Origin of the sequence: Adonisia turfae CCMR0081 (assembly GCF_011009555.1) — a bacterium.
GTDB classification, from domain to species: domain Bacteria; phylum Cyanobacteriota; class Cyanobacteriia; order Phormidesmidales; family Phormidesmidaceae; genus Leptothoe; species Leptothoe turfae.
The window spans coordinates 795,144-817,448 of record NZ_QXHD01000004.1; the positions used below are offsets into that span (position 1 = coordinate 795,144).

Annotated in this window: 15 protein-coding genes and 1 pseudogene; 10 read left to right on the forward strand and 6 right to left on the reverse strand. The window is 48.2% G+C overall.

Going from position 1 to position 22,305, the window contains the following annotated elements; genetic code table 11:
* Positions 1-194: 194 nt before the first annotated feature.
* The 5 genes from DXZ20_RS07715 to DXZ20_RS07735 all read left to right on the forward strand — a co-directional run bounded on the left by DXZ20_RS07715 (position 195) and on the right by DXZ20_RS07735 (position 11,506).
* The gene (locus DXZ20_RS07715) at positions 195-2,633 is read left to right on the forward strand and encodes an alpha/beta fold hydrolase (RefSeq protein WP_163697461.1); all 2,439 of its coding nucleotides are present in this window, start codon (positions 195-197) and stop codon (positions 2,631-2,633) included.
* A 548-nt stretch (positions 2,634-3,181) separates the two neighbouring features.
* Entirely contained in the window at positions 3,182-5,116 is a 1,935-nt protein-coding gene (locus DXZ20_RS07720; RefSeq protein WP_163697464.1) for an AMP-dependent synthetase/ligase, read from the forward strand.
* Between the two features lie 137 nt (positions 5,117-5,253).
* Positions 5,254-7,626 (forward strand): 3-hydroxyacyl-CoA dehydrogenase/enoyl-CoA hydratase family protein, encoded by a 2,373-nt coding sequence (locus DXZ20_RS07725; protein WP_163697466.1) that lies wholly within the window; start codon positions 5,254-5,256, stop codon positions 7,624-7,626.
* 129 nt (positions 7,627-7,755) lie between these two features.
* Positions 7,756-8,937 carry an acetyl-CoA C-acyltransferase gene (locus tag DXZ20_RS07730; protein ID WP_163697468.1) on the forward strand — a complete coding sequence of 394 codons (1,182 nt, stop codon included), beginning with the start codon at positions 7,756-7,758 and terminating at the stop codon, positions 8,935-8,937.
* A gap of 130 nt (positions 8,938-9,067) precedes the next feature.
* The gene (locus DXZ20_RS07735) at positions 9,068-11,506 is read left to right on the forward strand and encodes an acyl-CoA dehydrogenase (RefSeq protein ID WP_163697470.1); all 2,439 of its coding nucleotides are present in this window, start codon (positions 9,068-9,070) and stop codon (positions 11,504-11,506) included.
* 42 nt (positions 11,507-11,548) lie between these two features.
* On the opposite strand, the pseudogene DXZ20_RS07740 reads toward DXZ20_RS07735, so the two are convergent.
* From DXZ20_RS07740 to DXZ20_RS07750, 3 genes and pseudogenes are all read right to left on the reverse strand, one after another.
* Positions 11,549-11,881 (reverse strand): annotated as a pseudogene (locus DXZ20_RS07740) (ATP-binding cassette domain-containing protein); the annotation flags it as partial.
* Positions 11,882-12,022: 141 nt separating this feature from the next.
* Positions 12,023-13,063 carry an IS5 family transposase gene (locus tag DXZ20_RS07745; RefSeq protein ID WP_163696094.1) on the reverse strand — a complete coding sequence of 347 codons (1,041 nt, stop codon included), beginning with the start codon at positions 13,061-13,063 and terminating at the stop codon, positions 12,023-12,025.
* Between the two features lie 63 nt (positions 13,064-13,126).
* Positions 13,127-13,912: an AraC family transcriptional regulator gene (locus DXZ20_RS07750; protein ID WP_348918549.1), complete on the reverse strand. Its 786-nt coding sequence runs from the start codon at positions 13,910-13,912 to the stop codon at positions 13,127-13,129.
* A gap of 209 nt (positions 13,913-14,121) precedes the next feature.
* On the opposite strand from DXZ20_RS07750, the gene DXZ20_RS07755 reads away from it, so the two are divergent.
* A complete protein-coding gene (locus DXZ20_RS07755) occupies positions 14,122-14,310 on the forward strand; it encodes a hypothetical protein (protein WP_250565099.1) in 189 nt (62 codons plus the stop codon).
* Between the two features lie 27 nt (positions 14,311-14,337).
* Here DXZ20_RS07755 and DXZ20_RS07760 read toward each other — a convergent pair whose 3' ends face one another.
* Both DXZ20_RS07760 and DXZ20_RS07765 read right to left on the reverse strand, forming a co-directional pair.
* Entirely contained in the window at positions 14,338-14,706 is a 369-nt protein-coding gene (locus tag DXZ20_RS07760; protein ID WP_163697472.1) for a transposase, read from the reverse strand.
* 174 nt (positions 14,707-14,880) lie between these two features.
* Entirely contained in the window at positions 14,881-15,060 is a 180-nt protein-coding gene (locus DXZ20_RS07765) for a hypothetical protein (protein WP_163668277.1), read from the reverse strand.
* Between the two features lie 311 nt (positions 15,061-15,371).
* Here DXZ20_RS07765 and DXZ20_RS07770 point away from each other — a divergent pair, with 311 nt between their 5' ends.
* Both DXZ20_RS07770 and DXZ20_RS07775 read left to right on the forward strand, forming a co-directional pair.
* Entirely contained in the window at positions 15,372-17,423 is a 2,052-nt protein-coding gene (locus DXZ20_RS07770; RefSeq protein ID WP_163697475.1) for an ABC transporter ATP-binding protein/permease, read from the forward strand.
* A gap of 186 nt (positions 17,424-17,609) precedes the next feature.
* Complete coding sequence (locus DXZ20_RS07775; protein WP_163697477.1) at positions 17,610-18,062, forward strand: hypothetical protein; 453 nt, start codon at positions 17,610-17,612, stop codon at positions 18,060-18,062.
* Positions 18,063-18,117: 55 nt separating this feature from the next.
* On the opposite strand, the gene DXZ20_RS07780 is transcribed toward DXZ20_RS07775, so the two are convergent.
* On the reverse strand, positions 18,118-19,386 hold the full coding sequence (locus tag DXZ20_RS07780; protein ID WP_163697479.1) for a M23 family metallopeptidase: 1,269 nt from the start codon (positions 19,384-19,386) through the stop codon (positions 18,118-18,120).
* Between the two features lie 474 nt (positions 19,387-19,860).
* On the opposite strand from DXZ20_RS07780, the gene DXZ20_RS07785 reads away from it, so the two are divergent.
* Positions 19,861-20,232 carry a hypothetical protein gene (locus DXZ20_RS07785; protein ID WP_163668269.1) on the forward strand — a complete coding sequence of 124 codons (372 nt, stop codon included), beginning with the start codon at positions 19,861-19,863 and terminating at the stop codon, positions 20,230-20,232.
* 265 nt (positions 20,233-20,497) lie between these two features.
* Positions 20,498-22,305 (forward strand): DUF2330 domain-containing protein (locus tag DXZ20_RS07790; RefSeq protein ID WP_250565673.1); only part of this gene is annotated, 1,808 nt, incomplete at its 3' end.

The following is a 22,305-nucleotide window of genomic DNA, read 5'->3' on the forward strand; positions in this document are numbered from 1 at the left end:
AAGATAGCCGCCGATAAATACGTATCAAATGTCGTCAAAACATGACAAATAATACGTATAGCATCCGTGTAAATCACTAGATACATGAAGATCGTATATTAAACACCCTATCATTCTGCATAAAAGCACCTGTTCTTACACCATAATCAAACTAGGAGGGGAGTGGACAAGTATTCTTGTCTGCGAGGTTTGTGATGGCCTTTTTTCCCTCTTCAGTTCAACAAGTGCTACAGCGACGAGTGTCTCTGATATGGCAACAGAGACGGCTACCACAGCTAGCTAAGCGTACTTGTGAGATATATCTTGACAGCCAAAACCCTCAGGCCCAAACTCAATGCCAAGAGATTTTACAAACCCAAGTAAGACTCGATGCGAAGAGCTTACAGCGATTTTTACGCACAGATATTGGTGAATCCTTATTAGTAAGGCTAGGACAGTTAATTGAACTACCTGACGATGTAGCTGGTCGTCAGGCACTAATCCGAAAAATCACTCAAGCCGATCAGCTATCGATCATGAGCTTGCTGTATCAAATAGCCGGCAATCTTCGCACGGATCGGCTGCTGGAAACAGCACAGCAAATTGATCTCCTGTTGCAGACCACCGATAAACTGTTAGCTTTACTCAAGACACTGATGTTGCAAGAAGCAACGAAACAGACAGTGCCGGAGATTGATCCTCGGGTCCCTGGTCCCTGGGGAATACGTCAAAAAGTGCTGCGTTTACAACGGCGCTCATCTCAACCATTTCAGGTTTTTCTCTATGAACCTCTGGGAGACATTCCATATCCCGTACCCATTGTGGTCATTTCCCATGGTTTAGCAGCTAATCCCCAGACCATGACTCGCTACACTAAACATTTGGTGTCCCATGGTTATCTAGTGGCTGTACCCCAGCACCCAGGCAGCGATACCCATCAGGTTCATAGCTTGCTATCGGGGCGTGTTGACGAGATATTTTCACTCCATGATTTTTTTGATCGTCCCCATGATATTAGTGCCCTGTTAGATGAGTTGGAGCGTCTAAATGAGCACGACTATGATGGCCATCTGAAGGTAACGGATGTGGGCATATTAGGCGAATCTTTTGGAGGCTACACAGCCTTAGCCTTAGCAGGGGCCACCATTGATTTTGAGGCGTTAGCCCAGCGTTGTGAGGGAATCTCTGAAAGCTTAAATGTATCCCTATTGCTCCAATGTCGAGCGTTGTCACTACCGCCCAAAGTTACACCGCTTCAGGATTCTCGCATTAGCGCTATTTTTACGGTGGATCCCATTGGTAATGGCCTATTTGGTGCAGAGGGTTTAGCGTCTGTCACCATTCCTACAGTTATTGCAACTGGCAGCAACGATAAAACAGCACCCATGGCCTTGGAACCCCTACAAATGTTTCCTCTACTGGCCAGCCAAGAACGATTTTTAGCCGTTATTCGGGGCAAGTCCCATGTGCATGATCTCAGAAAATTGTTATCTTCTCTGCAACTGACCAGCCATGATGATTTACCCAGTCTCAATTTATCCCCCCCCATTATTGACAGCTATCTGTGTGGATTGAGTGTTCTATTTTTTGATCGTTATTTGCGGCAATCGGAGACTCCTCAGGCACAGCTAACGTCCTATGCCCAAGCCATTAGTCAGCCTCCTTATGATTTACACCTCATCAGTGCAAAGTCTGATCATGCCTTACAACCTGTGCTCAATAAATTTCAGCAGCGTCTGGAACAGCTTCAATGGCAGACAATTACTGTCCAACATCAGGAGGGTCTATTCACCGCAGCAGATGGCTTAAGTCTTTACTATCAGAGCTGGTTGCCAACATCGACCGTGAAAGCAATTGTGATTTTGATTCACGGATTAGGTGGACACAGTGGTCTTTTTCAAAATGTTGTGAAAGCTCTATTGCCTGAAGGGTATGCCCTGTATGGCTATGATCTACGGGGTCACGGTCGTTCACCAGGACAGCGTGGCCATATTAATACCTGGGCAGACTATCGAAATGATTTAGCTTACTTGCTTGCCATAGTCCAGCAACAGCATCCACTGGTGCCTTGTTTCTTATTAGGGCATAGCTTAGGTAGTATTGTCGCATTGGACTATGAACTTAACAGCCACCTAACGGAAAGACAATCGAATAAACGTCTATATCCAAGCATTGCAGGCATCGTAGCGGCATCGCCACCCTTTGGTATCCATGCTAAAACTGACCTGCGTTTAAGAATTGGTCAACTATTGTCCATGGGCTGGCCTCGATTTTCTCTTTCCCTTGGCCTCAATCACATTTTGCCATCACGCGATCGCTCGGTGGTTTTAGCCTATGCCCACGATCCGCTAAGACATCGTCGGGGGACAGCTCGTCTGGCAACAGAGTTTCTAAAAACGACAAAGACTCTATGGAGTCATCAAGAACATCTGACATCACCTATTTTGATGTTGCATGGCACTGCTGATAAAGTTGCAGATCCTAGAATCAGTCAAGTTTTTTTTCAAGACTTATCTCAAAAAGATAAGACGTTCATTAGTTATAGCGGAGCTTATCACGAACTCTATAACGAAATTAATCAAACCGAGATTATGAAAGATATTAATAGTTGGCTAGAGAGTCACATCAAAAAAGATGAGACTGTGTTCAAATAGCTATCAAATGGCGGTTTAAATATTTCTGAAATATTACGACCTTATTAAGACAACTTCATGTCTGATGGGCGATCCCACTATAATAGTGGTATTAGAAAACCAGCTAACCCAACTAGGCTACTTGAAATAGACTAAGTTCTTTACTGTGATATTGCTTGGTTAATCAGCTGGATTCTTGACTATAAGTCGCCATTTATCTGGCTGTTTTTTATTGTTATCGAATAGATTATCTCAGCTCTAGCCTGATAGTCAGCTGCGACTTTAAACCCGTTGATGACTCCTGTAACGAGTCTTTTTTATGCGTTTTTCTGTACAGAAAATACTGCTTGAAATGGGTTTAGGTGTGAGGTTTAGTCTGCTTAATGAAGGCTCGGAGTCGTTTGCCCATGGCTAAATTCAACTGTTAATGACCAAGCCATAGGCTCTACCCTTATCCACTCCTCTCTTTGCTGGGTAGAACTATAGGTCTTTGGGTGCGATTGCCCTATGCCACTGCAACGGGCGTCCCAATTGTATTGAGGAAGAGGGTTTTTAGCTCTCTTAAAAAGATGGTTGATCAATGTCCCCTTTGCTGCGCGTTGTATGTTGCGCCAGCTACTCAGGGTTCTGTACAGCTTCATCATACTATTCCTGATTTGTTAGATATGGGGTGTGCCTATGACTATGCTGCGTTGCATCAGTGGACTCCCCATGGGTGGGAGACTTATTCCTATATTGAGTTTCGTACTGCTGCTGAAGAGTTGGCGCTAGGCTTAGAGGCCGAAGGATTGACCGGTAACGAGGGTACCAGTGAGTCACACCGCATTGGCCTGCTACTAGAGAGCGATATCCATTGGGCGTTGGTGGATATGGGCAGTGCGATCGCAAATCTAGTCACTATCCCCATAGACAAAGGGCAACCACTATCCGCCATTCGCTGGATAGTGGCCGATGCCCACATTAAGGCACTAGTTGTGTCCACCTGGAAAACGTTAAAACGCTTTTACCACCAGGTACAGCAGGTTGATTTGATTATTGTTGTTGAAAAAGCAACACGCCCCGACTGGGTGTTATCAAAGAGCACAATTAAAACATTAGAAGACATTCGTCACCAGGGTCGTCATGCCCATTCCCCAGAAGCGATTCAGGCATTGAAGCAGCGGATTCATCCCGATGATTTGGCCACCATTGTCTACACCCCCGATGCCAGTGGTCATATTAAAGGCGCAATGTTAAGTCACAGGAACTTAACTGGCAATATCTGGGCGGCGTTTAGCAGCATGCCAGGACTGAAGCCAGGTACACCGGAAGTAGCCCTATCGTTTTTACCCCTCAACCATATTTTTGCAAGGGCGTTTCTCTATGGCCACTTTGCCTTTGGCCATCACATTTATTTCTCATCTCCAAAACGGGTATTTCTACATTTAGCGACCGTGAAACCCACCATATTTATTACGGTGCCACGACTGCTGGAGAAAGTTTATGAGCGAATTAATAACCTGCGACAACAGTCCCGTGGGCTAAAACACTACTGGCTGAACTGGGGCTGGCATCTGGCCCATGATGATGAGCTAGGGAGTGTAAGCTGGCGTCGTTTACAGCGCTGGCTACTTAGCCATGGCGTGTTTAAGAATTTGCGTCGAGCCTTTGGCGGGAATATACGCCATCTACTCTGTGGTGGAGCGGCCCTACGTCCTGAAATTATGACCTTTTTTAATGGTGTTGGTATCCCGGTGAAGCAGGGCTATGGCTTAACTGAGACCAGTTCTGTGCTCAGCTATACACGCGCGCGCTGGCTGCGCTCAGGGACTGTGGGGGCACCTATCCCCGGTGTGGAAATGCGGCTGGCGGCGGATGGTGAGGTCTTAGTCCATAGTCCTTACACCATGATGGGGTATCACGATGATCCAGACGCAACGGAGGCGGTGATTGACGCCCATGGGTGGTTCCACACGGGAGACTTTGGAGAGTTTTCTATAGATGGCCTATTGACGCTCCAGGGATGCAAGAAAGGTCTTTTCAAGTTATCCACTGGCAAGTACATCGCTCCGGCACCGATTGAGACACAGTTGAGACTGTCTCCGTTAGTGAAACAAGCTTTGCTAGTGGGACCTGGACAAAAGTTTTGTGGAGTGTTGATTGTCCCTGAAAATGAAATTCTCAAAACAACTCTTCAGGCTGGCGGGGAGATTTTGTCAAACTGGGATCTGCTATTAGAGAAATTGCTGAGTAATGTTGGAGGTCAAGCTGATGAGTTAGTACTGATGAGATCTTATTACCAAAAGCTTATTGACCAAATGAATGCTCGGTTGCCAAGTTGGTCAACCATTAAGCGGTTTGTGCTGATTTCTGAAAAGGTGGGTGTTAGGGGAAATCGCCAACAGCTCTATAAGGCTTATGCCCAGGAAATCGATGTGCTTTATCAAGAGGTTGAGTCCTTGTGCCAGGTGTCGCCAAGGAGGTTCTCTCATTTATATCAAAGGTGGAGGCGTTTAGCTTCATGATATTTGGATTTGTTGGGTTTCGATAGACTCAACCCAACCTACAGTCTGTTTTTGGTGAGCGGTGCCCACCTTCCGTATTTCGTATTTTTAGTGGAGGGTATTTACCCTCCGTTGACCTGCTTTTGAGGAGATCTATTATGACTTTTCTTCCTTTCAAAACGGCTGCTGTGCTGGGGGCTGGTATTATGGGTACTCAGATCGCAGCTCATTTGGCAAATGCAGGATTGCAGGTATTATTGATGGATCTACCTGCTCCGAAAGGTGATAAAAATGCAGTGGTAGAAGGGGCATTTAACAAGGCTAGAAAACTCTCCCCGCCAATTTTCTTTTCCCCTGATATGGCCCATCGGATTGAGCTCGGAAACTATCATGACCATTTTGCTCGTCTAAGCCAGGTAGATTGGGTGATTGAAGCTGTAGTTGAACGTCTGGATATTAAGCAACAGCTGATGGCCCGACTAGAACAGGTAGTGCGTTCTGATGCGGTGATTTCTACCAATACCAGTGGGTTACCCATTGCTCAGATTGCGGATGGACGCTCCTTAGACTTTCGGCAACGATTTTTAGGGACTCACTTTTTTAACCCACCTCGTTATTTAAAACTGTTGGAACTAATCCCCACCGATGTAACCGATCCAACAGTGATGCAGCGAATGGAACGGTTTGGTCATAGCTATCTAGGCAAAGGTGTTGTTCTTGCTAAAGATACCCCTAATTTCATCGCTAATCGTATTGGCTTATTTTCCACATTTCTCGGTGTTCATGCCCTAATTGACGATGGCTACTCCATTGAGGAGATTGATACTCTGACAGGAACATTAATTGGTCGTCCAAAATCGGCAACATTTAGAACAGCAGACTTGGTTGGCCTCGATACCTTACTCCATGTAGCTGAAAATATCTATCCAGCCATTCCCCATGATGAGCAAAGGGAGATGTTTAAGCTGCCGTCTTTGTTAAAAACGTTGGTGGAAACTGGTTCGCGAGGAGCTAAGTCAGGACAAGGGTTTTATAAAAAAGTAAAGCAGGATATTCTGTCAGTGAATCCTAAAACCTTTGCCTACGAAGCACCTCGCCCCCTTAACTTGCCAGGACTTGAGAATGTTGCACAGTTACCTAAACTGATCGATCGAGTCAGGGTGCTTTATACCCTGTTGGGTAGAGCGGGTGATTTCTTCCGTAAAACAACATTAGCGTTATTGAGTTATAGTGCCTGTCGTTTGCCTGAAATTGCTGATAGCCCTGCTGACGTTGACCGAGCGATGCGCTGGGGATTTGGCTGGCAAATGGGGCCGTTCGAACTATGGGATGCCATTGGCTTCCATCGAGTGCTCTATGATATACAGGCTGCAAATTTACATGTACCTGAGTGGGTTAATGAGATAGCAGCTGTAGGGGAAGGACACTTTTATCGGAGCCCCCATGGCGTACCGAGCAGTCTGCTGATGGCTGATTCAGTACTTGGGCCTGTGGGGCAACAAACGGTAGAACAAGCTACAGATGAGATTCATCTGCCTTTGATTAAAACAACAAACAGTAAGATTTGGGAAACCTCAGAAGCAGCCCTGTTTGACATGCAGGACGGCGTTGCGCTCTATGAGTTTCGTTCTAAGGGGAACACCCTCAGCACGTCTGTTGTAGATGGGTTACAGACGGTGCTGCATATGTTGTCTCAAGATGATCAGTACCGGGGGCTTGTCATTGGGAATAACAGCGACCATTTCTGTGGTGGGGCCAACCTTGTGGAAATGGCAACAGCAGCTCAAACTGGCAACTGGTCAATGATTACTGATTTGTTGGTGACGTTTCAGACGTTGCTACAGCAAATTCGTTACTTCCATAAACCGATTGTGGCGGCAGTGCAGGGGCGAGCCTTGGGAGGAGGTTGTGAGTTAGTAATGGCTTGTCCCCATGTGGTCGCTGCTGCCGAGAGTTATATTGGCCTTGTCGAATTAAGTGTTGGTCTCATTCCTGGGGCAACCGGTACCACTCGTTTGGCAAAGTGGGCATCACAGCAGGCTGTGAGCGGTACAGCTCAACACATTCAGCCCTACTTGAATCATGCCTTTAAAACTGTGGCAACAGCGACTGTTGCAGGCAGCGCCTATGAGGCAATGGAGTTAGGCTTTTTGCCTGCCCATACTCACATTGTTATGAACAATGACCAGCGTCTCTATGTGGCAAAAGAAGAGGTGCTGTGCCTTGATCGGGCAGGGTATCGTCCGCCGGCCCACGACAGTTTTTGGGTGTTAGGACAACAGGGACGTGCAGTACTCGACCATATGGCTTACACCATGCAACAAGGGGGATTTGCTAGTGACTATGATCGATTCTTGGCAGGTCAACTGGCCTACATTTTGACTGGTGGTGATTTAACGGCTCCGGCAAGAGTATCTGAGGAGTATTTGCTGGGGTTAGAGCGGGAGGTGTTCTTGCCGTTGTTGCAACAGAAAAAAACCCAGGAGAGGATTATGCATTTATTGAAGACTAAGAAGCCGTTGCGGAATTGATGGTCGAGATGATTGGAATGGTTGGGTTTCGTCTTGGGCACTGTGTTGAAGGTTTAGAGTCTTGTGGATCAACCCAACCTACGTTGTCCATTGTCCCTATGGCCTGTTGCTCATTACCTGGAGAATATCATGCAAGATACTTACATTGTTGCGAGCGTACGTACAGCCGTTGGTAAGGCTCCGCGCGGTACTCTACGGCATATGCGGCCCGATGACATGGGGGCAGCAGTTGTACGCGGCGCGATCGCAAGACTCCCCAGCTTACAACCAGACCAAATCGAAGATGTAATCATGGGCTGTGCCATGCCCGAGGCAGAGCAGGGCTATAACCTGGGTCGGGTGGTGGCGCACCGGGCTGGCCTACCCTCATCAGTACCGGGCATGACGATTAATCGGCTGTGCTCGTCAGGGTTACAGACAATTGCTATGGCACACCAGGCGATTAGCTTTGGGCAGGCGGATGTGATGGTGGCTGGAGGCGTGGAGTCCATGAGCTTGATTCCCATGGGTGGGGACCGCTGGAGCCCTAACCCAGCCATGATGGCTGAAACACCCCAGGTATATACCTCTATGGGGCTCACAGCGGAGAATGTGGCAAAGCAGTTTGAGATTTCACGGGCGGATCAAGATGTATTTGCACTGCGATCGCACCAAAACGCCATCAAAGCCATCAAGACTGGTAACTTTACCAATGAAATCATCCCCCTGACCGTCACTGACACGGTCTACCAAAATGGTGATGTCCACACCCAAACAACTCAATTCCAAGTGGATGAAGGTTACAGATCTGATACCAGCCTGGAGGCTTTGGCATTATTGCCACCTGTATTTCGGCGTGGGGGCAGCGTCACAGCCGGTAACTCCTCCCAAATGTCGGATGGGGCTGCCGCCACGATTCTGATGAGTGCTCGCCAGGTACAGGAATTGAACCTTACGCCGATGGCGCGACTGTTGGGTTTTGCGGTTGCCGGTGTACCGCCGCAGATTATGGGAATTGGGCCGGTGGAAGCGGTGCCTAAAGTGCTGAAGCAGGTGGGGCTAAGTCTGGATGACATTGGCCTAATTGAACTTAACGAGGCGTTTGCAGCCCAAAGTCTGGCGGTCATTCGTAAGTTGGGACTTAACGAGGACATAATCAATGTGAATGGCGGTGCGATCGCACTCGGCCATCCCCTCGGCTGTAGCGGTGCGAAACTTACTGCAACATTGCTCCATGAAATGCAACGTCGCCACATCCGTTATGGCATGGTCACCATGTGTGTTGGGGGTGGCATGGGTGCCGCTGGAGTGTTTGAAAATTTGTTGCTCTAATTCATAGAGAGTGACAAAACGAGACTAGGCTTGGAAAGCGCAAGGCAGCGTTTGTTGTCAATTAGACTTCAACAAAAATACAGATTCTTCTTCATGCCCTAGTCCAGTTGTGACACAAGGGGTAAATACTATGACTCTCTTGATCGTTGGTTTAATTGTTGGATTGCTTGGACTATTTGTTGTTCTGGCCTACATTAATGTGCCGATGCTGGCTTGGTTTGCCTACGCAGCATTGGTACTCGCTATCGTCCATGTGCCTTTATGGCTATGGATTCTATTTGGCCTATTGGCCATTATTTTTAATGTGCCATTTATCCGTCAAGTAGTGATTACGGCACCCATTGCTAAAACAATCCGACTCTTTAAGTTGTTGCCAGCAATTTCAGAAACAGAACGCGCGGCTATCGAAGCAGGTACGGTCTGGGTAGATGGCGAACTGTTTTCTGGTAAACCCAACTTTAAGCGGATTTTGGCAGAGCCTTACCCGACACTGAGTCCCCATGAACAAGTGTTTATTGATGGCCCTGTGGAACAGGTGTGCCGCATGGCCACGGACTGGGAGATCCATCAGCGCAAAGATTTCCCCGATGATGTGTGGGCTTATCTAAGAAAAGAACGCTTCTTTGGCATGATGATTCCGTCAGAGTATGGCGGTTTGGGGTTTTCGAATACAGCCTATAGTGCGATCATGACCAAGCTAGCATCGCGCTCATTTACCTACACAGCGACGGTAGGCGTGACGAACTCTTTAGGGCCAGCCAAGCTGCTGCTGCGCTATGGGACTAACGAGCAAAAGCAGCGCTATTTGCCAAAACTCGCCATGGGCGAAGAAATGCCTTGCTTTGCCCTAACGGAACCAACGGCTGGTTCGGATGCAGCAAGTCTGCAGTCTGGCGGTACGGTGTTTAAGGGTAAAGATGGTGAGCTATATTTGCGGTTGAACTGGCAGAAGCGATACATTACGCTGGGTGCGATCGCCACCCTCATTGGCTTAGCTGTTCGTCTCCGTGACCCCGATAATCTCCTAGGCAAAGGAGTCGATGTCGGCATTACCTGTGTCCTAGTTCCTGCAAATACTCCGGGCGTGCAACTGAGCCATCGTCATGACCCCATGGGTGTACCCTTCTATAACTCTCCAATTTCTGGTCGTAATGTAGTCTTGCCTGCGAGTCAGATTATTGGTGGTGTTGAGCGCGCTGGCCAGGGTTGGGCAATGCTGATGCAGAGTCTTGCTGCTGGTCGTGGTATCAGCTTCCCAGCCACCTGTACTGGTATAGCCAAGCTCGTCTCGCGGGTAACCAGTGCCTACAGTGTTGTGCGCGAACAGTTTGGGTTATCCATCGGCAAATTTGAGGGTGTGGAAGACCCCCTGGCTCGCATTGGTGGTCTCACCTATTTGATGGATGCGGCGCGTCTGTATACCTGCGGTGCTGTGGACCAAGGCGAACAGCCTGCAGTGGTCTCTGCCATTGCTAAGTATCAGTTTACTGAGCTGTCCCGCCACATTATCAATGACGGCATGGACATTCTCGGTGGTGCTGGAATCTGTCGCGGACCTCGCAATCTGTTGGCCAATATTTATACAGCAACACCGATTCCCATTACGGTTGAAGGAGCGAATATTATCACCCGCAGTTTGATGATTTATGGTCAAGGAGCGATCCGTTGTCATGGTTATATTGTCAATGAAATTGACGCTTTAGAAGACAACAACATTGCAGCCTTTGACCATGCATTTTGGCAACATGTGGGGCTTGTTTTACGAAATCTCACCCGTGCAAAAGTCTTGGGTTGGACCCATGGCCATGGGGTGAAACCTCCCGCTCGAGGAGAAACGGCGAGATATTATCAAAAGTTGGCTTGGGCTTCGGCCACATTTGCAGCTCTATCGGATCTTGCCATGCTCACCTACGGTGGTCGACTCAAGCGTCACGAGAAAATTACAGGTCGTTTTGCCGATATGCTTTCTTGGATGTATTTAGCGACAGCCACACTCAGACGGTTTGAGGCAGAAGGGCGTCGTGAAGACGATTTACCCCTGGTTCACTGGGCGATGCACCATAGCCTTGGGCAGATTCAGCAAGCATTAGAAGGACTATTGGTAAATCTGAAGATTCCTGTTTTGGGTGGTCTGATGCGAGCCACAACGTTACCCTGGTTCCGGTTAAACCCCATTGGTGTGATTCCTACCGATGCCCAAGGTCATGCTGTAGCTCAATTACTGCAGTCTCCTGATGGACGCAAGCACATTACTAAAGGATTGTATGTACCCATTGATGCAGAGCAGGCACTCGGTCGACTAGAGCGTGCTTACCAGCTTTCCATTGTGGCAATGCCAATCTTTAAAAAAATCAAAACGGCACTACGCAATGGTCAGCTGAAGATTACACCACCTGTAGGTCGTGTGGAAGCGGCACTGCGAGCTGGGCTGATTACAGGCGCAGAATCTGACCTGGCGACAACTGCAGAACAGGCACAGCTGGATGCTATTCAAGTAGATGCGTTTACCTTGGCCGAGTATCAGCACATTGGCAAAGAATATATTGCAGAGGAAATAACAGACCTGTGAGGGCAAAGCTGTTAGAAAACATAGGACAGATACAAGGTCCTACTATCCTGAATCTTGCGTCGACAAACGTCCATCTTCCATGTAAATGATACGGTCGGCAATGTCTAAAATACGATTGTCGTGGGTGACTAGTAAAATCGTACAGCCCTGCTCTTTAGCTAAGTTGTGCATAATGTCTACCACATCTCGGCCTGATTTCTTATCTAAGGCAGCTGTCGGTTCATCAGCCAACAGGATCTTAGGATGGCTGACTAGCGCACGCGCGATCGCAACTCGTTGTTTTTGTCCACCCGATAAATCAGCAGGATAGTAATCGGTCCTCTCTTCTAGCCCAACCTGCTTCAGCATCTCTGCGGCTCGATGATGCCTGGCCTGTTTAGGGCACCTCTATTTATTGATTTTTTGAGGAATCGAGTCTCAAATAAGACTGTTATCCAGCCTTGTTTCTGGAAATCAGAATATGAAATAAACACCCCCCATGCATTGTGTCCGTTTTAGAGCTGAATATCCCATCCTTTAGGCAAATACTTCAGCCATGTCTTGTTTTTGCCAGAAGACATACCGCTTGAGATTGTAGGTCAAGTTTTTGAGGCCGAGCATGGTTTTGGCCCTGGCTAACCCAATGGTGCGAACAACTTTGCCCCCCATCTCATTGACCATCGACCCAAATACATGTTCAACCTTGGCCCGGGTTTTTGAACGCTCACGATTGTCCGCTATCTGCACCTCTGTTAGGGGGCGATTGCGATAGGCTCGTTCGTTAATATGGCTCTCAAAACCCATCATCTCTAACACGGTGACAATCGCTATCGAGAGATAGGCGCTATCGGCCCAAATCTCATCATCAGAATTGTCCGCATCTAGCAGTTGACCCAATACCTGAGAATCATGAACCGAGGCATCGGTGACCGTATACCGACGAATAAACCCATGCCCCGCATCCCGATTGATATGGTTTTTATACCCGTAATGAGACGTGCCATTCTTTTTGGTCCAACGAGCCTCCACATCCTTTTGGGATAGCTTATGAGGCTTGTCCTGCCAATCCTCAGGCACCTTGCCTGCTTTGACCTCGGCATTATCGTCTCGACTATTCCGTTGTTTAGGCACTGGCACTAAGGTGGCATCGACGATTTGACCACATTGGGCTTGGTAGCCCGTTGCCTTCAGATAGGCCCCAAACTGCTCAAATAGTCCTTCCACTAACTCGGCCTGGCGTAAGCGCTCCCGAAATGACCACACCGTTTTCGCGTCTGGCACCGCATCTTCCAGGCCCAGATGTAGAAATCGCATAAATGACAACCGGTCATTCACTTGGTATTCCAGCTCATCGTCACCAATGTTGTAGAGCTGTTGCAGGATTAACAACTTAAACATGAGGATGACATCTATCGGGCGACGACCTGCTTTACGCTTACGGGATTTGACATACACGCTTTCTAACAGCGGTCGAAACTCATCCCACGGAATCAGCTCGTCCAGGCAGGTCAACAGGTCTTTTTTTGATTCCAGCTTTTGATGACGGATCTCAAAATCCCAAAATCCTTGTTGTCCCATCAGAAGTCTCCCTGTCAACCCTAATCCGTAACCATGATCTCATATTGAGACTCTATTTTTGAATTAATCGAGGTGCCCAGGAGTTATTCCAGTAGCTTCTCGAAAATGTTTGGTCAAGTGACTTTGGCTATTGAACCCACATTGCAAGGCAATTTCTGCGATCGCAAGTTTTGTTCCTTTTAATAACTGTTGAGCCTGCTCTACCCGCTGCTTAAGCATATACTGATGGGGGGTGATGCCCATCGACTGCTTAAACAAGCGGCTGAAGTGAAACTGACTCATACCGGCTACCTCAGCCAGGTCTGCCAATTGAATCGACCGATCGAGATGAGCCTGAATGTAGTCTGAAATTTGCAAAATCTTGCGATCGCCTAAGTCTCCCTTATACAAAGCAACGCGAGGCTGATCAGCAGAATACTCACGGAGCAAATTGATCGCTAACACATTCGCCAGCGATTCCACATAAAGTTGCCCCACCCAGCCATCACCCTTATGCATCTCGCTACGTAACAGCATCAAAACTTGTTCAAGCTGAGGATCGCGCATACAAAATACTGTGCGGAGTTCCAATCGAGCTGGGTCAAGCTCTACGACAGATTGGGCCACGAACTGCAGAAACTGTGCCGGAATTTGCACATGAAAATAGTGATCGTCCCCCTCAGCTCGATAGGACGCTGGGATCTGAGCTGGGATAATAGAAATGTCTCCTTTGGCATAGAGCCCCGTATACCGGCGGTCGCCCACCACCTGATGAATACGGTGGGGGCGGGGGGCCAAGCAGAGGGCAATAGCATGTCGTTCCCCTTCTAGCAGGTCTGTGCCACCGGACGGTTCCTGAAATTCTTCCACCAATAACGGCTACCAGCCCAGGGTTTGGCTCGAAGCAATCGGTTTAGGTCCAGAGCTGCTCAGAGGGCTACTGTTATGCTGAGTTGCCTTTGCCATAAGACGTTTAAGACTTTTTCAAAAATTGGCCGCAAGATTCTGATAAATACGCAAGTTTCAATCAGAAAGCTATCTACGGTTCTCTGCAAGGTCTCCAGGATACTCAAGTACCCATGCTGCTGAATATGCTGGGCTACTGGGGCGTTGGGCTATCGGTGGGCTATGTGCTTGGCTTCCAGTTTGGGATGGGCAGTCGGGGACTATGGATCGGACAGTCGGTTGCGATCGCAGCCGTGGCTATCCTCTTCAGCTGGCGGCTTTACCAGCTAATCGGTCGCCGCAAGCATGTATTTTCGGCATAGAAATAGAGGAGACAGATGTGGAAAACATCACCATGAGGTCTCCACGATAGGATAGAGCTGATCGTTTTTCCAAGTTTTAGGATTCAGTACAATATAGTGTCGCAGTGTTTGTAGCGCCTCGTTGTCACGGATAATGTGTTCGTAATAATTTCGTTGCCACAGGCGTTGATGGAAAGGTTCCCAATCCTGGTGATGTACCCCGGTAATATAACCGTGGGTCGTAATGGATTTGAATGCGCCAACAATATGTCCCAACGTGATTTTTTCTGTAGGGGCTGGCCTTGTACCTGCCCTGCGATCATTGTCGCCTAATATCGATCCGCTATGGGTAACATTATTGCAGGATAGATTTGATAGGGATGCTGGATTATGGCATAGGTTGTCCAGGGCACCCACAAGGGGAGCCCCTACGTTTTCTGTATAGATTCAGTATTATGTTGACCATTTTGAATATCTTTGGGCATGGTGGATTTATATAGAGATAACAAGGTATCTGAATAACAAAAGGGCACCCACAAGGGGAGCCCCTACATCAACCATTTAGGTTTTATTCAAACCGTTTACTTGTCTCTATTTGCTTTGATTGTCTAGGTGCTCCAGGCGAGTCTCCTGGATATCTTTAACACTCTTAGACTGGTTATCCAAATGCTCTAAGCGTCTTTGATGTACGCTGTTGCCACCAGAAACATCTGTCAGCTGCTCATCAGAGATTTGCTCATCGGCCTGGGTGTTCTTAGTTTGATCTGTCATGGTGCATGCCTCAAAAAAATTAGGACAGTTACGAGCTGTGAAAGGAGAAACACAATGAACGCTTTTCCTTTCATGGGTATTACTTTATCCAGGCTCCATCGCTGTAGTTTTAATGGTTGCTTAGAAGTGAATGACAAAATGGCATAGGTTTGCTGAGACTCTTCTCATAGAAATCATCCTTGGTAGTGACCCTTGTCACCGGATAAACTCAGCCATTTTAAAGCAGTATTTACAGTTATCTCAGCATTTTGTCAGAAATTCTTCAGATAACTCTGCCATCCTTTGGAGCACCTTGTTACTAGATTGCTAACATGCAAGACCCATCGTCATCTTCATTGTCACTGGGTGCCACCCCCAGTCGCTTTCAGTTTAACCGCCAACTGTGGGAACGATTTGTGGCCATTGCCCAACCCTATTTTTATCCCACTGGCCCCAGACAAACTAGAGTCTATCTGGGGCTATTATTATTGTTGTTATTCGTTGTAGTCGCTGTTGCGTTTTGGCTCACAGTCGGTTTGACTTTACTGGGCAGAGCGCTATTTCCTGACTTTTTTACTACTTTGGCTGGACAACTGGTGGCGCAAGTGATGGCGTTATTGTTGTCTTGGATGCCCTATGGGGCCGTGGCAACTCTAGCCATAGGGGGTGCAGTTGCGTATCGGTTGAGGCGCGGCTTGCAACAGCGATGGTCCCAATGGAGTTTGCTCGGTCTTTTATTATTGTTGTCGTTTATAGTCAACGGCATCAATGTCTCCATTAGCTATGTTTTTAGATTTGTAGAAAATGCCCTAAATCAGCAGGATGCCAATACGTTTTGGCAATTTCTGTCTGTATATGGCGTGATTATTGTGGCGGTTATTCCAATTATTGTGTTGTACCGCTATGTACGCCTGAAGCTGGCATTGCGCTGGCGTATGTGGTTAACGGAACATTTCTTGGAGCGTTATTTTAGCAATCGTGCTTACTATGAGTTAGATTCGAATGCCGCCAATACGGAAATTGATAACCCAGATCAGCGGATTACCCAGGATATTAAGTCGTTTACAGCGGTTACGTTATCGTTTTTGCTCGATATTTTAGACTCGGTGCTGACGCTAGTTGCTTTTACTACCATTCTCTATACCATTTCTAAGCCGCTGACCATTGGGCTACTGGTGTATGCCATTGTGGGAACTGCGATCGCAGCCCTCACCGGTCGTCGCCTGATCAAAATCAACTACGATCAGCTCCGCCTTGAAGCCGACTTTCGCTACAGCATGGTGCATGTGCGAGACAATGCTGAATCCATTGCCTTTTATCGGGGTGAGCAACTAGAGAGAGAACAGGTCACCCAGCGTCTGCTCACAGCCGTCCGTAACTTTGACTTGTTGATTATTTGGCAATCCTTAATTGACATATTCCAGTATGGATACAACTATTTCACCCGGATTGTTCCCTATGTGATTGTTGCGCCGTTGTATTTTGCAGGGGAAACCGATTTTGGCACCTTCACCCAGGCAGCTATTGCCTTTAATCAGGTGCTGCGGGCGCTGTCGCTAATTACTAACCGTATTGACGAGATTGCCGAATTTGCCGCCAGCATCAATCGGCTTGGGGCTTTCTATGGGCACATGGAGCAGCCCTATATTGCCCATCAGCACGAACATCGCAGTGAGATTCAGACGCATATTGATGCTCAATTGACGTTGGAAAAGCTGACGATTTTGACACCCAATTCTAGCCAGACCCTGGTCCAAGATTTGTCTCTACAGGTAGGGGCAAACGACCGCCTACTGATTGTGGGGGCAAGCGGTTGTGGTAAAAGCTCCTTATTGCGTGCGATCGCAGGGTTATGGACCAACGGCCAGGGTCAGATCCTACGGCCAGAGGTGCGAGATATGTTGTTTTTGCCCCAGCGACCTTACATGCTGTTGGGCACCCTGCGAGAGCAGTTGACCTATCCCCATAACTATCAGCACCCAGAGGTGACGCTGCTAAACGTGTTAGAGCAGGTAAATTTGGGCGGTTTACCCGAGCGGTTTGGCGGTCTCGATACAATTCACGATTGGCTCAGTGTTTTATCGTTAGGACAACAGCAACGGTTGGCCTTTGCCCGGGTGCTACTCTCTCAGCCCCGATACGTCATGTTAGATGAGGCCACCAGTGCTTTAGATATTGAAAATGAGCGGCATCTCTATCAATTGCTAGCAGAAACTGAGACAGCCTACGTCAGCGTGGGACACCGGCCATCGTTGTTGGAGTACCACCATAGGGTACTGGAGTTAAGGGGCGATCAGCCCTGGCAGGTGGCGTCATCGGCAGCCTATGGCCGCAAATCCTCAGAGAGACAAGTATCATCGCCATTTATTTTTCACAAAGGCTAAAAAGCCCAATACAATTTCTTTATAGGCCAAAAATTACAGACCTATGGCAAACTGCTAACTGCATGCAGTCGTTTGCTGTGCCCATAGCTGCTGCCATCCATAGCTTCCAGCAACCACTGATGCTGTGAACTACATGCGCCAAGCTATTTTTGCTCAAGCTATATATTTACTACAGTTCGAAAAAAAATGATGAACATTAAGAAGTGGACGCCCCTTTCACTCTCTGTTTTAACAACGCTAGTCCTATGCGCGGCTTATCCAACTCCCCTGGTGGCCCAGGCACCAGCCCTGGGAGATCCTGTGACCACAGTGCCGGTGGCTCAAGACGGCATCAACATTCGCCTGGTAAATCAAACAACGGACACCATTACCTATGAAGCATTGGGGGATACTCAGCCTCGCCGCCTCACACCAACAGCAGACATCACCTTGCAACAGATAAACACCCCAGCCACCCTGACGTTCTTTTACGAAGATATTCCGAAAGATCGCCAGACGGGGGTGGGCTTACTACAAACGGCCATCAACTTTGATGAAACGACCGGTGTCTTAGATATAATTATCCGCCCCACCAATGATTTAGATGCGGATGTCAGTAACCTGACCGTTGAGGCCAACGGCAACGTGTTTGTGTTTTAAGGAGATGCGGGCGCAGCTTATGTGCGGTCGCAGCTAATGCGTACTGATTAATTGGCTAATTGGCGAGGGGCTGGGCTGGGCGGAACGGTAAGTCGGCTACAGCCTCTCCGCTAATGGGCTGAAGGGTGGAAGCCCCTGAGAAGGTTAGCAACGACGAATTACCCAGGGCCTGCGCCAGGGTGCCTAACGTTTGCTTAACCAGTGAGTCTGGATTTAGCACAACCCAACCATTGCTGGTGAGTTGGCGCAGCTCAAAGTGTAGGTGTGGCCCCGTGGAGTTACCTGTGCTACCCACCAAACCAATCACTTCACCTTGTTCTACCCATTCACCGGGCTGCACTAAAATCTGTGCCAGGTGGGCATAGCGGCTCTCCAGGCTGTTGTCGTTGTGGCGTAGTATGACCGTTAAACCGTAACCCCCTAAATATTCTGATACGGTGACGCGACCGGACTGGGTAGCAACAACGGATGTCCCCATGGGGGCGGCAATATCAGTCCCTGAGTGGAAGCGCTGTACTCCAAAAATAGGGTGCATCCGCCAGCCAAAGAGGGAGGATATGGAGGCAGGTACGGTCAATGGAAAAATGAATTTTTCACCCAGCTGTAGCTGCACAACGGCTTGGGCTGCTCTATTGTAATAGTCCCGAGCAGCGGCGGTTGTGCCGCCCGGCAGCGGTAGGCCTGGAATATTAATGGCAGAACCGGCAAAGCCACCTTGGGCTTGGCCAGGGGTTAAACGGTTTGCGATCGCACCTGCCAACCGACCCACGGTGCCACAGGCAGCATTGCTCACTCCATTGCGACCTTCTAACAAAAACTCACAGCCGCTAGAACGTTCAGAAATAACCACATCCGGCATCGTAGCACCCACGCTATAGGATGTGGTATCAATCAGCCCAGCCCCATAGTCAGCGGGTGAAATCACCTCTACGTCAGGGGCACTGTTAGAAACCTCAGCCTGCCTGCCTGTCCTCAAGGACTCCAGGGTGGGGGCAGCCGCTGGCGCTGGCTCAATAAAAACTGTGCCATAATCAACAGCTCCAGACGATGGAGCCTCAATGGAGCTAGGCACAACGCTGCTGGGTGCTACAGGCTCTACCACTAAGGGGGCGGGAGCAACAGGAGGGGCAACTTGTCCTTGAGGGGTTTCAACGGCAGATTGAGGGGTGGCTAAATCACTGGCCGACCCCATCTCAGCTTGGGCCAAGACGGCCTGAGTACTCAACAGACCAACGACAGCAAAGGTGCTAACCCTCAAAAGCTGTGAGCTTTGAAGCGGGAGGTTCTGCACTAGTTGAATAAATGTTTTATCAGAAGCGGTCATGGCGAAATTGGTATTTGAGTAGGAGGCCCTGCCAATCGTTAGAGTTAATTTAGGTGCCCGCTGAGCTTGAGAATTTTAGCGTTTAACTTAGCCATTTAGACTTACGTATAACAGAGTAGCAATAAACTGAAGGAATCATCATATCCGGAGTCCACTGAAACGTGGCAATCGATAGATACAGGTTAGGAATACCTAGTAATGGAGCCAATGTAGGCCCTCTCAGTTATGTATCGCGCCCTAGCCCATATACGGATACGGGATAGCAAAAAATGACATAATTTTTATGCCACTTCTCAAACCGGCATAAACGGCTTAATAAAGCTAACAATCCTGTCCTTAATGCTTGGATAGACGTGCTGAGAAATCTACCTTGAAGCTTTGACAAAGGCTCCTGCCCTATAGCTTCAAAGCGCTTAAGTCGATGCTAGGTTGAATAGGGACATTGTGTGATTAACGTTTCAGAGTTGAACTAACATGAGTCTGCTCCGTTTCTCCCAGTCTGTTGCTCTCCCAAGGGTTCTGGCCTGTCCATTAACAGTTTTAGCAGCCCTCTCGTCAGCCACACCGGCGTGGGCCAATGCTGATGAATATGCGTTTACACTGGTCAACGATACGTCCGTCGACATGCTGGAGTTTTATGCTTCGCCCCAGGTGGCTAACGATTGGGAGGGCGATCTCCTGGGGAATGAGGCGGTTCGAGAAAATGGCGATTGGACTATTATTACCCTGTCCGGTGACCGTGGCTGTATCTATGACTTTCTGGCCGTATTTTCCGATGGTGACAAACTGGAAAAATATGGCATTAACGTATGTGATTTAGAAACCCATACGTACTATGAAAACTAAACTTCTATCTTTGGAACAACGTCCCGCCCTAAATTGATACCCTGTTCTAGTGTCCTTTTTGTCAAGGATTTTCTTAGCCTGCAGCCACACTTGCCGTGTGCCTGAGCTTGATAAGTTCTCCCGTTCACTTGGGCAAAGTGGACGTAGCTGACTCGCCATTTTTCACTAAATGTCATCGTCATGGTTCGTGCGCTTGTTTACAATCTGTATCCGGTGGCTGAAACCCTTAGGGATTGTTTTGGTCACCGTTTGCCTCTGTATTGCCATGGCTGCACCCGTGCAGGCATTCTGCGGGTTCTTCGTTGCTAAAGCAGACAGTACTCTAGAAAATACGGCTTCCCAGGTTGTCATCGCCCATAGTGGAAATCGCAGTGTCTTTATGATGGCCAATGATTTCCAGGGGGATGTTCAAGACTTTGCCCGAATTGTTCCAATTCCGGTGCTCCCAAGTCGCGATCAAGTCAGTGTCGGTGACGGTGCACTCATAGAAAAGTTGGGTGCGTTTACGGCACCGCGATTGGCTCAATATTTTGATCATCCCTGCCAACAAGAATACGATTGGTATCGAGTTATCGTCTTTTTGGCTAGTCCGATCATTGTATTCTTTTTGCTCTCATGGATCTGGCCCAGACTGAACAAACTGGCACTGGCAATCGCACTGTTGTTCCTGACGCTTCTGGCTGTGGCTGCTGTACCCTCCTTTCTCAATCAGGCGAATAAAGCAGGGGGGCCTAATCGAACCATTACCCAGTCTATGCCCGCTGTCACCGTTGAAGATGAGTTTACGGTTGGAGAATATGATGTTGTTATTTTAAGTGCTAATGAGTCAGATGACCTGGTGACCTGGTTGCAACAGAACGATTATCAGGTGAGCTCAGATGCAACTACAATGTTGCAATCCTACATTGATGCAGAGATGAAATTCTTTGTGGTGCGGGTCAATCTAGGAGAATTTCAAAAAGTGGGAGGACAATTTTTACGTCCCATTGTCTTGGACTACGAATCGGACGAGTTTATGCTACCCATTCGTTTGGGGACTCTGAACGCCAAGGGCGACCAGGATTTGATTATTCATGTTTTATCGCCTACTGCCTACGCTGAAATAGCTAATTATCAGACGCTGCCTGTGCCGACCGATGCAGAATCTAAACCCCGTTGGCCGTCTGGTCATGAGTTGCCAGCCTTTGTTCAAAGCGAATTTGGCGACTTTTACGAAACAATGTTTCAACGCACCCATGAAAAATATGCCAATGCTGTGTTTTTGGAGTATGCCACCCGCATATTTGGTGAAAATATTAAGTGTGATCCCTGTGCAGTGGCCCCTGAAGAACTGCCAACAGAAGAGGATCTAAAGGACATGGGCGTATGGTGGAGTGAGGAGTTTCCTGAAACCTGGATCACTCGATTGCATGTGCGCTACAACTCAGACACCTTTCCAGAAGATTTACGCTTCCAAGAAGTCACCCTTGAGAAACTGGCAGAAAAGCCTGGAATTGCAGGACGTTCGTTCCCGGAATGGGCGGGTGTGGACTTTCAGGCGAGATATGTGATTAGACGGCCGCTTGGATCTGCCGTTTGTATATCCCGCTGGCGCTATCAACGTACCATGGCTCAAGCTGCTGAGAATCTGGCGATGCTGACGGGCTGGGATAATGGAGAAATTCGGCAGAAAATGACTGCTGATCGTCGCGTTAATGCGCTAGATAAGCAGGGGCAAACTAAACTACACCAAGCCATTAATGAGAATGATCTTGCCAAGGTACAACAACTGATTGAGCAAGGGGCCAATGTGAATATTGTTGGTAATCAGTGGAGGGGGATGACGCCCCTGGTGAATGCGATCGCAAATGATCAGCCAGAGATCATTCAACGTCTGCTGGACAATGGGGCTGACCCTAACGTTAGTTGGCGAGGGGAGCCCATTCTCTTATGGGCCATTGGGTTTAGCGATCTGACAACGGTTGAACAATTACTGGCGGCTGGCGTTAACGATTCCACACTCCAAATGGTTTGGGAGACGGCTCAAACATCAGACAATGAAGCCTTAATTGAGGTGTTGCAACCCTATGTAAA